The following is an 11,992-nucleotide window of genomic DNA, read 5'->3' on the forward strand; positions in this document are numbered from 1 at the left end:
TGCGCTGCGAGAAGGACTGTACAGGAGGGTGAGCCCGCTGGTCGAACTCACCCTCCGCGTCCGGCCGACTACGGTACGGCCGCGTCGATCGCCTTCACGATCCGCTTGTCCGAGACCGGGTACGCCGTGCCCAGCGCGTGGGCGAAGTAGCTCACCCGCAGCTCCTCGATCATCCAGCGGATGTCGCGCACCTGCTGCGGGACCGGCCGGCCCTTCGGCAACTGCTCCAGCAGCCACGCGTACTCGTCCTGCATCTCCCGGACCTTCTCCATGCGCGTGGTGTCCCGCTGCACGTTCGTGGCCATCTGCTGCAGCCGCCGGTCGGCCGCGATCAGATACCGCATCAGATCCGGCAGCCGCCGCAGCCCCGTCTCCGTGACGAAGCCGGGCTTCACCAGGGCGTCCAGCTGCGCCCGCACGTCCCGCAGGTTCGCCAGCAGCGCCGGGCTGCTCACGGCCTTCAGGCGGCGCTCGCACGCCTGCCAGGCGGCCAGCACCTGCTGGACCTGCCCGACCGTGCGCACGGTCGTGTCCACGATCTCCGCGCGCACCTTGTCGTACAGCTTCCGGTAGGACTCCTCGTCCCACGCCGGCCCGCCGAAGTCCGCGATGAGCCGGTCCGCCGCGGCCGTCGCGCAGTCGTCGAACAGCGCCTGGATCGACCCGTGCGGATTCGCGGACAGCGCGAGCTTCTGGGCGTTCGTCAGCTTTTCGGATGCGAACTTCGCCGGGTTGACCGGGATGTTGCGCAGGATCAGCCGGCGGGTGCCCTTCCACATCGCCTCCGCCTGCTCCACCTCCGTGTCGAAGAGGCGCACGGAGACCGTGTCGCCGTCGTCGACCAGCGCCGGATAGGCCTTCACCGGCTGCCCGGCGCGGCGGGTCTCGAAGACCCGGGTGAGCGTGCCGATCGTCCAGTCGGTCAGCCCCTTGCGCTCCAGGGACTCGCCGCCCTGCCGGGACGCGGTCGCGGCCGCCGCCTGCGACAGCGCCTTGCGGGCCTTCGGCTTGAGCCTGAGCTTCAGCGCCTCGAGGTCCTTGTCCTCGGCGAGCTTGCGTCGCCGCTCGTCGACGATCCGGAACGTGATCTTCAGGTGGTCGGGGACCTTCGCCCAGTCGAAGTCCTCCTCCTCGAAGGGGACACCGACCATGCGCTTCAGCTCACGCGCCATGGTCGCGGTCAGCGGCTCCTGAAGAGGCGTGGCCTTCTCCAGGAACGCCTTCGCGTAGTTCGGCGCGGGCACGTAGTTGCGGCGGATCGGCTTGGGCAGGGAGCGGATCAGCTCGGTGACCAGCTCCTCCCGCAGACCCGGGATCTGCCAGTCGAAGCCCTCGTCGGTGACCTGGTTGAGGACCTGCAGCGGGATGTGGACGGTCACGCCGTCCGCGTCCGCGCCCGGCTCGAACTGGTACGTCACCCGGAACTTCAGCGGGCCCTGGCGCCAGGAGTCCGGATAGTCGGCCTTGGTGACCGCCTCCGCCGACTCCCGGATCAGCATCTCCCGCTCGAAGTCCAGGAAGTCCGGCTGCTCCTGCCGCTTGCGCTTCCACCAGGAGTCGAAGTGCGCGCCGGACACCACGTGTTCGGGCACCCGCTGGTCGTAGAAGTCGAACAGCGTCTCGTCGTCCACGACGATGTCGCGGCGCCGCGCCCGGTGCTCCAGCTCCTCGACCTCGCTCAGCAGCCGCCGGTTGTCGGAGAAGAACTTGTGGTGGGTGCGCCAGTCGCCCTCCACCAGCGCGTTGCGGATGAACAGCTCGCGGCTGACCTCGGGGTCGATCCGCCCGTAGTTCACCTTGCGCTGGGCGACGATCGGCACGCCGTACAGCGTGACCTTCTCGTACGCCATCACCGCGGCCTGGTCCTTCTCCCAGTGCGGTTCGCTGTACGTCCGCTTGATCAGGTGCCCGGCGAGCGGCTCGACCCACTCCGGCTCGATCTTGGCGTTGACCCGGGCCCACAGGCGGGAGGTCTCGACGAGCTCCGCGGACATCAGGAAGCGCGGCTGCTTCTTGAACAGCGCCGAGCCCGGGAAGATCGCGAACTTGGCGTTGCGGACGCCCAGGTACTCGTTCTTGTTGCCGTCCTTGACGTCCTTCATCCCGACGTGGGACAGCAGGCCGGCGAGCAGGGAGACGTGGATGCGGTCGGCGGGGGCATCGTCCTCGTTGACGTGGATGCCCATCTGCTTGGCGACCGTGCGCAGCTGGGTGTAGATGTCCTGCCATTCGCGGATGCGCAGGAAGTTCAGGTACTCCTGCTTGCACATCCGGCGGAACGAGCTGGAGCCCCGCTCCTTCTGCTGCTCGCGCAGGTACCGCCACAGGTTGAGGTAGGCGAGGAAGTCGCTGGTCTCGTCCTTGAAACGGGCGTGCTGCTGGTCGGCCTGGGCCTGCTTGTCGGCGGGGCGCTCACGGGGGTCCTGGATGGACAGCGCCGCCGCTATGACCATGACCTCGCGGACGCAGCCGTTCTTGTCGGCCTCCAGCACCATCCGGGCCAGGCGCGGGTCGACGGGCAGCTGGGCGAGCTTGCGGCCGGTGTCCGTCAGGCGCTTGCGCGGGTCCTTCTGGGCCGGGTCCAGGGCGTGCAGCTCCTGCAGCAGCTGGACGCCGTCGCGGATGTTGCGGTGGTCCGGCGGGTCGATGAAGGGGAACTTCTCGATGTCGCCGAGGCCGGCGGCGGTCATCTGCAGGATGACGGAGGCCAGGTTGGTGCGCAGGATCTCCGCGTCCGTGAACTCCGGACGGGCGAGGAAGTCCTCCTCGCTGTACAGCCGGATGCAGATGCCGTCCGAGGTACGGCCGCAGCGGCCCTTGCGCTGGTTGGCGCTGGCCTGCGAGATCGGCTCGATCGGCAGCCGCTGCACCTTGGTGCGGTGGCTGTAGCGGCTGATCCGGGCGAAACCGGGGTCGATGACGTACTTGATGCCGGGGACGGTGAGCGAGGTCTCGGCGACGTTGGTCGCCAGAACGATCCTGCGCCCGGTGTGCTGCTGGAAGACGCGGTGCTGCTCGGCGTGCGAGAGCCGGGCGTACAGCGGCAGGATCTCCGTGAACCGGAACTTCTTCTTCTCCAGCGCGTCCGCGGTGTCCCGGATCTCGCGCTCACCGGAGAGGAAGACCAGGATGTCGCCGGGCCCCTCCGCCATCAGTTCCTCGACGGCGTCGGTGATCGCGGTGATCTGGTCGCGGTCGGCGTCGTCGCCGTCCTCCTCCAGCAGGGGCCGGTAGCGCACCTCCACCGGATACGTGCGGCCGCTGACCTCGATGATCGGGGCGTCGCCGAAGTGCCGGGAGAACCGCTCGGGGTCGATGGTGGCCGACGTGATGACGACCTTGAGGTCCGGCCGCCGGGGCAGCAGCTGCGCCAGGTACCCGAGCAGGAAGTCGATGTTCAGGGACCGCTCGTGCGCCTCGTCGATGATGATCGTGTCGTAGGCGCGCAGCTCGCGGTCGGTCTGGATCTCGGCGAGCAGGATGCCGTCCGTCATCAGCTTGATGAAGGTGGCGTCCGGGTTCACCTGGTCGGTGAAGCGGACCTTCCAGCCGACGGCCTCCCCCAGCGGCGTCTTCAGCTCGTCCGCCACGCGCTCGGCGACGGTGCGGGCGGCGATCCGCCGGGGCTGGGTGTGCCCGATCATGCCGCGCACGCCCCGGCCCAGCTCCAGACAGATCTTCGGGATCTGCGTGGTCTTTCCGGAGCCGGTCTCACCGGCCACGATGACGACCTGGTGATCGCGGATGGCGGCCGCGATGTCGTCCTTCTTCTGGCTGACCGGCAGCTGCTCGGGGTAGGTCACGGCGGGCACACGGGTGCGCCGCGCGGCCATCCGCTCCTCGGCCCGGGCGACCTCGGCCTCGATCTCGGCGAGGACGGCGGCGCGGGCCTCCGGCTTGCGGATCTTGCGCGCGCCTTCGAGCCTGCGCCCGAGGCGGTGCGCGTCGCGCAGGGACAGCTCGGTCAGGCGGGGCGCGAGGGCGCCGAGAGCGGGGGCAGGGTGCGTAGACATACGCGATCCAGGATCTCACCTCGCCCAAAAGACTGGCGAACGATTTGCTCCCGCTGCCGCTCCCGGCCGTACGACCAGCACCGGCCGGTGTGTGGACAGGGTCACGTGGCCAAAAGTTGATCATGTGGTGACCGGAGCTTTATGTTGATCGCGACCGCTCCACGGGGGACGCGGGGACCGTGATGACGCAGGCCACCGGACCGCGCACGGCTCCTTCCCGCACGTTCCCCCCTGGGGCTTCGACCATCCATCACCCAACGGGGACCGCTCTCGCCTGCCCGCACCGACCGTGCGGGACGCCCGAGCGGCTGAATCGGGGAGTACACATGAGCACGTTCACCCAGTGGAAGCGCGCTGCCGCCCTGGCGGTGCTGCCGGCCGTCGCCGCACTCGCGTTCACGGGCCTCGGCGCCGGCCAGGCCCAGGCCGCGGCCGCCCACTTCTACCAGTGCGACAAGACGGCGACGTCCATCCCGCGCAAGAAGGTGACGTCGCACTGCTACGTCATCACCAGCGTGGGCACGAAGAAGGCCAGCCAGCACCGCGCCAAGGCGGTCTGCGACCAGGACCACGGCACCGGTCCCTTCATCCACTCCCGCCTGGTCACCGTGCACGGCCCGTGGGTCGCCCTCGGCAAGAAGTCCTCGGTGACCTGCCCGCTGCGCTCCACCCTGGTCGCGGGCTACACCGAGACCCGCTGAGCACAACGAGAACACCCCCTCCGGAGATCCGGAGGGGGTGTGGTGCCCTTGGCAGGGCTGCGGTGGCTGGGGCCGGGGTCGAACCGGCGACCTATCGCTTTTCAGGCGATCGCTCGTACCAACTGAGCTACCCAGCCATGAGGTTTCACGTGAAACCTCAGCGGTCCTGACGGGATTTGAACCCGCGGCCTCCACCTTGACAGGGTGGCGAGCACTCCAAACTGCTCCACAGGACCAAGTGGTGTCTGCGCTTGTCTTCGGCTGACGCCTAGGACAGTGTCGCACACGATACTGCGTGCCCCCAACGGGATTCGAACCCGTGCTACCGCCTTGAAAGGGCGGCGTCCTAGGCCGCTAGACGATGAGGGCTATCGGCCCGCCTGGGCGCTTCTCAGCGCGTCGGGGACGTGAGAAGCATATGGGATGGCGGGGAGTAACGCCAAAACGGTTTCAGCGGGGGGAGGGGGAGCCGGGCGACGGCGTGCCGGTCGCGCCGGGCTGGTTGTCCTTGGGCAGGTGGCGGCTCACCTCCGCCGTGGTCAGGCCCAGGCCGCCCAGTTCGATCTCGTCCCAGGCCTGCAGGCGGTGCGTGTCGCGGTCCAGGTAGAGGATCGACGCCTCGATCGGGTCGGGATGCCTGCCCTCCACGGCGCGCAGACCGCTGCCGCCCGTGGAGCCCTCGACGCGCAGCCGGGTGCCGTACGGCAGCAGCTCCGTGGCCTCGTGGTGAATGTGGCCGGCCAGCACCAGCGGCACCTCCCCGTCGGTCTGGCGCGCCGCGACCGGTTCGTGGGCGATCGCGATGTCGACCGGGGTGCCCTGGGCCTTCTGGTCGCGCAGGGCGGAGGCGAGCCGGGCGCCGGCGAGTTCCTCGGCCGCGTCGCCGCCGGGCTCGACCGAGCGGTCGGGGGTGTACTGCGGGTCGCCGATGCCGGCGAAGCGCAGTCCGGCGACGGTCACGGCCCGGCCGCCGTCCAGGACGTGCACGTTCTTCATGCGCTCCAGATAGCGCTGGGTCACCGCCGAGTCGTGGTTGCCGCGCACCCACACGTACGGCGCGCCCAGGTCCGGGATCGGGTCGAGGAAGCCGTTCTCGGCCGCCGTGCCGTGGTCCATGGTGTCGCCGGAGTCGACGATCACGTTCACCTTGTACTGCTCGACCAGGGAGCCGATGATCTTCCAGCTCGCCGGGTTGAGGTGGATGTCGGAGACGTGCAGCACGCGGATCGTCGTCGGGTCCGGCTGGTAGGCGGGGAGCGTGGACGTGACGTCGTAGAGCTTGGTCACGTTCGTCACGAGGCGGGCCAACTCCTTCTGGTAGACGTCGAATTCCGTGACGATGTTGCGCGCGTTGCCGACCAGCGACGGCGCGGAGGAGAGCAGGCCCGAGAACTTCGGCTCCAGGACGGACTTCGGGTTCCACGTCGCGAACGCCGTCACCCCGGAGGCGGCCAGGAGGGCGAGGGCCAGCCCGCCCGCGGTCAGGGCCCGGCGGGGGCGGCGGTAGACCGCGAGGCCCAGGGCCGTGGCGCCGGCGACGACGGCCACGCAGGAGCGCACCGCGAGGTCGAGCGTGCCGTGTTCGACGTCCCGGGCCACCTCGTCCTGGAGGCCGGAGATGCGCTCGGGGTGGTCGACCAGGGCCTGGGCGCGCTCCGGGTCGAGCTGGTCGACGTTGACGTCCAGGCGGACCGGGGCGACATGGCTGTCCAGGTGGAGCGCGCCGAGCGGCGAGACGTTGATCTTCGTGCCGCCGCTCAGGGACGGGCGCAGCGTCATGGTGGTGTCCATGGGGCCGACCGGCACCCGGACGTCACCGACGGCCAGCAGCCCCAGCCAGGCGCCGAGCAGCACGACCGTGACCAGTCCCGCGGCGCGGAGCCAGGGGCGGGGCCGGTCGGTGAGGAGGCGGGCGTTGTTCTTCTTCCGGTTCCAGGCGGCGGGGACGCGGGGCATTGGTGCCGTATGCCCAGGTGCGCCCGCGGATATGCGGCCGCTCGTGACGGTCGTACGGCGGTGTCGTACCGGACAATGGCGGTGTGCTGGAGATGACGCGCGAGGAGTTCGAGGAACTGGTCGCCGAGGCGCTCGACCGGATCCCGCCGGAGTTGACGCGGCTGATGGACAACGTCGCGGTGTTCGTCGAGGACGAGCCGCCGGCGGACGATCCCGAGCTGCTCGGGCTGTACGAGGGCACCCCGTTGACCGACCGCGGGGAGTGGTACGCGGGCGTGCTGCCGGACCGCATCACCGTCTACCGGGGGCCGACCCTGCGGATGTGCGAGACGCGGGAGGACGTGGTCGCCGAGACGGAGGTCACCGTCGTCCACGAGATCGCGCACCACTTCGGCATCGACGACGCCCGCCTGCACGCCCTCGGCTACGGGTGATCCCTCGCCCGGCTCGCCGCGGGCCGGGCGTGTCCTCTTGCGGGCGGCGGGAGTTGGGCACGGTGACTCGCCCACACCCCGGAGGTGGCTGCCCGTGCGCGCCTTGTACGTACCCGTCCGCCTGGCCGCCGCGGTCATCGCCGTGGCCGCGGCCGCCGGCTGCATGAGCGTGGGCGACGAGGACGGAGGCCAGGCGAGGCCCTCGCACTCGGCGGGCCCGAGCGGCGGCGCGGGACCCGACGGGGGCGCCGCCGTGTCCGGCGGCGGCGTGGGCGGCAGCGGGCGGGACGCCCACGGGCACGGGCACGGTGACGCCAAGGGCGGCAAGGACGCCACGAGCGGGCCGAGTGCGGGCGCCTCGGGCGCGTCCAGTGCCGCCCCGGCGGGCGGGGCGAGCGCCGGACCCTCGGCGGCGCCGCGCCCGCCCCGCCCGCCGGACTCCACGCCCACCCCGGCGCAGCCGGACCCCACGCAGACCACCGCGGACCCCACGCCCACGCAGGAGCCGCCGCCCCCGCCCGCCACCTCCGAGCCGCCCACCCCGCAGCCCTCCTCCTCCGCGCACGAGGAGACCGGGCCGCAGCTGATGCAGCGGGAGCCGGCGCCCGCGGCGGGAGCGCCGGTGTGACCCGCGGCTCGTTTCCACCACTCGGTTTGCCTTGAGGGGGCCGGGGTGCGTATGGTGGTAGATCGTTTGATCCCATTTGCCCGGCGCCACAGCAGAAGCGCGCCGTGTGGCGCGTACTCTCCCTTGCCGTGGCGGACCGCATTGAGGCGGTCGTGTGCGATTCACGGAGTTGACGGGCGCGTGCCGACGAGACTCCGGAAGGTTTCGCATTCGCATGTCCATCGCCAGTACTGATCACGCCGTCGTGTCCGAGGAGAACGTCTCCCAGGACGCCCCGCAGGACACCACCCCCGAGATCACTTTCGCCGACCTCGGTCTGCCCGAGGGCGTCGTGCGCAAGCTCGCGCAGAACGGCGTGACCACCCCCTTCCCGATCCAGGCCGCGACCATCCCGGACGCCCTGGCCGGCAAGGACATCCTCGGCCGGGGCCGCACCGGCTCCGGCAAGACCCTCTCCTTCGGTCTGCCGACCCTGGCCCGCCTCGCCGGCGGCCGCACCGAGAAGAAGCGCCCCCGCGCGGTCATCCTCACCCCGACCCGTGAGCTGGCCATGCAGGTCGCGGACGCCCTGCAGCCCTACGGCGACGTCGTCGGCCTGCGCATGAAGGTCGTCTGCGGCGGCACCTCCATGGGCAACCAGATCTACGCCCTGGAGAAGGGCGTCGACATCCTGGTCGCCACCCCGGGCCGGCTGCGCGACATCATCAACCGCGGCGCCTGCTCGCTGGAGGACGTGGAGATCGCCGTCCTCGACGAGGCCGACCAGATGTCGGACCTGGGCTTCCTGCCCGAGGTGACCGAGCTGCTCGACCAGGTCCCGGCCGGCGGCCAGCGGATGCTGTTCTCCGCCACGATGGAGAACGAGATCAAGACCCTCGTCGACCGCTACCTGAGCGAGCCGGTCCTGCACGAGGTGGACGCCGCCCAGGGCGCGGTGACGACCATGTCGCACCACATCCTGATCGTGAAGCCCAAGGACAAGGCGCCGGTCACCGCCGCGATCGCCTCCCGCAAGGGCCGCACCATCATCTTCGTGCGCACCCAGCTCGGCGCCGACCGCGTCGCCGAGCAGCTGCGCGACGCCGGCGTGAAGGCCGACGCGCTGCACGGCGGCATGACCCAGGGCGCCCGTACCCGCACCCTGGCCGACTTCAAGGACGGCTACGTCAACGTCCTGGTCGCCACCGACGTCGCCGCCCGCGGCATCCACGTCGACGGCATCGACCTGGTGCTGAACGTCGACCCGGCCGGCGACCACAAGGACTACCTGCACCGTGCGGGCCGTACCGCGCGTGCGGGCCGTACCGGCACGGTCGTCTCCCTGTCCCTGCCGCACCAGCGCCGCCAGATCTTCCGTCTGATGGAGGACGCCGGCGTGGACGCCGCGCGCCACATCATCCAGGGCGGCGACGCCTTCGACCCGGAGGTCGCCGAGATCACCGGCGCCCGGTCGATGACCGAGGTCCAGGCCGAGTCCGCGGGTAACGCCGCCACGCAGGCCGAGCGCGAGGTCGCCCAGCTCACCAAGGAGCTGGAGCGCGCCCAGCGCCGCGCCGCCGAGCTGCGCGAGGAGGCCGACCGCCTGGTCGCCCGGGTGGCGCGCGAGCGGGGCGAGGACCCGGCCGCCGCCATCGAGGCCGCTGCGGCGCAGGCCGTGGCCGAGGTGTCGGTGCCGGAGCAGCCGGGTGCGCAGGACGTGGACCGGGCCGAGCGCGAGGAGCGCACGCCGGCCGCGTCGTCGTACGAGCGCCGGGAGCGCCGCGACGACCGCGGTGACCGTGGCGACCGTGGTGGCTTCCGCCGGGACGACCGCCGTGACGAGCGCCGGGGTTACGACCGCCGTTCGCAGGACCGCGACGACCGCCGTTCGTTCGACCGCGGTGACCGCCGGGACCGTGAGCGTGGCTTCGACCGCCGTGACGGCGAGCGCCGTGACGACCGGGGCGGTTTCCGCCGTGACGGTGAGCGCCGTCCGTTCGACCGTGACCGGGGCGGCCGTTCCTTCGACCGCCGTGACGGCGAGCGTCGTGACGGTGAGCGCCGTGACGGTGAGCGCCGTGACGACCGCGGTGGCTTCCGCCGTGACGGTGAGCGCCGTCCGTTCGACCGCGAGCGCGGCAACCGTTCCTTCGACCGGCGTGACGACCGCGGCGGTTTCCGCCGGGACGAGCGCGGCGGGCACCGCGGCAGCGACCGTCCGTTCAACCGCGACCGTCGTGACGACCGTCCGGGCTTCCGCACCGGCGGCCACGAGCGCCCCTACGGCCGTCGTGACGACCACCGCGGTGGCGGCTCCTTCGGGCGCCGCGAGGACAAGCCGCGCTGGAAGCGCAACGGCTGACATCCGGCTCTGAAGGGAAGGCCCGTACGACTCCGGTCGTGCGGGCCTTTCCGCTGTCCTGCCGCCGTTTCCTCCTGAAGCGGGCTCGCCGGTCCCGCGTGAAGGCTCGCCGGTCCCGCGTGGAGCAGGCTTCCCGGAGGGTTCCCCGGCGTGTGACGCATGCCACAGGCCCCGCTTGGGAATCGCTGGGGGCATGACAAACAACGGCCCCGAGGGCCCGGTGTCCGACGAGGAACGGCTGGCCCAGCTCGGCTACAGCCAGACGCTCGCCCGCCGGATGTCGGCGTTCGCCAACTACGCGGTGTCCTTCACGATCATCTCGGTCCTGTCCGGCTGTCTGACGCTGTACCTCTTCGGCATGAACACCGGCGGCCCCGCCGTGATCACCTGGGGCTGGGTGGCCGTCGGCCTGATGACGCTGTTCGTCGGCCTGTCCATGGCCGAGATCTGCTCGGCGTACCCGACCTCGGCGGGCCTGTACTTCTGGGCGCACCGGCTCGCCCCCGAGCGCTCGGCCGCCGCCTGGGCCTGGTTCACAGGCTGGTTCAACGTCCTCGGGCAGGTCGCAGTCACCGCCGGCATCGACTTCGGCGCCGCGTCCTTCCTCGGCGCCTACCTGAACCTGCAGTTCGGCTTCGAGGTCACCCCCGGCCGCACCATCCTGCTCTTCGCCGCGATCCTCGTCCTGCACGGCCTGCTCAACACCTTCGGCGTGCGCATCGTCGCCGCCCTCAACAGCGTCAGCGTGTGGTGGCACGTGCTCGGTGTGGCGGTGATCGTCGGCGCGCTGGCCCTCGTCCCCGACCACCACCAGCCGGCGTCCTTCGTGTTCGGCGAGTTCGTCAACAACACCGGCTGGGGCAGCGGCGCCTACGTCGTCCTGCTCGGGCTGCTCATGGCCCAGTACACCTTCACCGGCTACGACGCCTCCGCGCACATGACCGAGGAGACGCACGACGCGTCGACCGCCGGCCCCCGCGGCATCGTCCGCTCGATCTGGACGTCGTGGATCGCGGGCTTCGTCCTCCTGCTGGGCTTCACCTTCGCCATCCAGTCCTACGACGGTGCGCTCGCCTCCCCGACCGGCGCGCCGCCCGCGCAGATCCTGCTGGACGCCCTGGGTGCGACCGCCGGCAAGCTGCTGCTGCTCGTCGTGGTCGGCGCCCAGCTGTTCTGCGGGATGGCCTCGGTGACCGCCAACAGCCGCATGATCTACGCCTTCTCCCGCGACGGCGCCCTGCCGTACTCCCGGCTCTGGCACACCGTCAGCCCCCGCACCCGCACCCCGGTGGCCGCCGTGTGGCTGGCGACGGGCGGCGCGCTGCTGCTGGGCCTGCCGTACCTGATCAACGTCACGGCCTACGCGGCGGTGACCTCGATCGCGGTGATCGGCCTGTACATCGCCTACGTGGTGCCGACCCTGCTGCGGCTGCGCCGCGGCGACTCCTTCGAGCGGGGCCCGTGGCACCTGGGCCGCTGGTCCCGGGCCGTCGGGGTGATCTCCGTGGTCTGGGTCGGCGTGATCACCGTCCTCTTCATGCTGCCGCAGGTCTCCCCGGTCACCTGGGAGACCTTCAACTACGCCCCGGTCGCGGTCCTCGTCGTGCTCGGTTTCGCGGCGGCCTGGTGGCTCGCCTCGGCCCGGCACTGGTTCCTCAACCCCGCCCACGCCCGCACCCGCGCCCGCGAGGCGGCCCGCGCGGGCGCCCCCGAACCGGTCGATCCCTGACACTCCCGGCCGTCCCCGGCAGCGCGACGCGGCCGGGTGACCGATACCCGATCGGCGACGCGGCCTCGTCCGGCTATGCTCGGGGAGGCAACATCGCCTGGGCCCTTAGCTCAATTGGCAGAGCAGTGGACTTTTAATCCATTGGTTGTGGGTTCGAGTCCCACAGGGCCTACGACCGAGCCCCGGCCGG

At 71.2% G+C, this 11,992-nt stretch carries 7 protein-coding genes and 4 tRNA genes; 6 read left to right on the forward strand and 5 right to left on the reverse strand.

Annotated features, from left to right (window positions below; translation table 11 throughout):
* Window positions 1–68 precede the first annotated feature (68 nt).
* Complete coding sequence (gene hrpA, locus ACF1AL_RS33515) at window positions 69–4,013, reverse strand: ATP-dependent RNA helicase HrpA (protein ID WP_391828495.1); 3,945 nt, start codon at window positions 4,011–4,013, stop codon at window positions 69–71.
* A 326-nt stretch (window positions 4,014–4,339) separates the two neighbouring features.
* On the opposite strand from hrpA, the gene ACF1AL_RS33520 reads away from it, so the two are divergent.
* Complete coding sequence (locus ACF1AL_RS33520; RefSeq protein WP_391828497.1) at window positions 4,340–4,714, forward strand: hypothetical protein; 375 nt, start codon at window positions 4,340–4,342, stop codon at window positions 4,712–4,714.
* A gap of 63 nt (window positions 4,715–4,777) precedes the next feature.
* On the opposite strand, the gene ACF1AL_RS33525 is transcribed toward ACF1AL_RS33520, so the two are convergent.
* The 4 genes from ACF1AL_RS33525 to ACF1AL_RS33540 form a co-directional block, all read right to left on the reverse strand.
* Window positions 4,778–4,851: transfer RNA gene (locus tag ACF1AL_RS33525), tRNA-Phe, on the reverse strand.
* A gap of 24 nt (window positions 4,852–4,875) precedes the next feature.
* Window positions 4,876–4,950: transfer RNA gene (locus ACF1AL_RS33530), tRNA-Asp, on the reverse strand.
* A gap of 60 nt (window positions 4,951–5,010) precedes the next feature.
* Window positions 5,011–5,083: transfer RNA gene (locus ACF1AL_RS33535), tRNA-Glu, on the reverse strand.
* 81 nt (window positions 5,084–5,164) lie between these two features.
* Entirely contained in the window at window positions 5,165–6,670 is a 1,506-nt protein-coding gene (locus tag ACF1AL_RS33540) for a metallophosphoesterase (RefSeq protein ID WP_391828499.1), read from the reverse strand.
* An 83-nt stretch (window positions 6,671–6,753) separates the two neighbouring features.
* Here ACF1AL_RS33540 and ACF1AL_RS33545 point away from each other — a divergent pair, with 83 nt between their 5' ends.
* The 5 genes from ACF1AL_RS33545 to ACF1AL_RS33565 all read left to right on the forward strand — a co-directional run bounded on the left by ACF1AL_RS33545 (window position 6,754) and on the right by ACF1AL_RS33565 (window position 11,974).
* Window positions 6,754–7,104 (forward strand): metallopeptidase family protein, encoded by a 351-nt coding sequence (locus tag ACF1AL_RS33545; protein ID WP_189219145.1) that lies wholly within the window; start codon window positions 6,754–6,756, stop codon window positions 7,102–7,104.
* A 94-nt stretch (window positions 7,105–7,198) separates the two neighbouring features.
* Window positions 7,199–7,732 (forward strand): hypothetical protein, encoded by a 534-nt coding sequence (locus ACF1AL_RS33550; RefSeq protein ID WP_391661768.1) that lies wholly within the window; start codon window positions 7,199–7,201, stop codon window positions 7,730–7,732.
* A 214-nt stretch (window positions 7,733–7,946) separates the two neighbouring features.
* Window positions 7,947–10,073, forward strand: a complete 2,127-nt coding sequence (locus ACF1AL_RS33555; RefSeq protein WP_391828501.1) for a DEAD/DEAH box helicase — start codon at window positions 7,947–7,949, stop codon at window positions 10,071–10,073.
* Window positions 10,074–10,266: 193 nt separating this feature from the next.
* The gene (locus ACF1AL_RS33560; protein ID WP_386420391.1) at window positions 10,267–11,802 is read left to right on the forward strand and encodes an amino acid permease; all 1,536 of its coding nucleotides are present in this window, start codon (window positions 10,267–10,269) and stop codon (window positions 11,800–11,802) included.
* 99 nt (window positions 11,803–11,901) lie between these two features.
* Window positions 11,902–11,974 (forward strand) — tRNA-Lys (locus ACF1AL_RS33565).
* Window positions 11,975–11,992: the final 18 nt, after the last annotated feature.

Origin of the sequence: Streptomyces sp. NPDC014801 (assembly GCF_043082085.1) — a bacterium.
Taxonomy (GTDB): domain Bacteria; phylum Actinomycetota; class Actinomycetes; order Streptomycetales; family Streptomycetaceae; genus Streptomyces.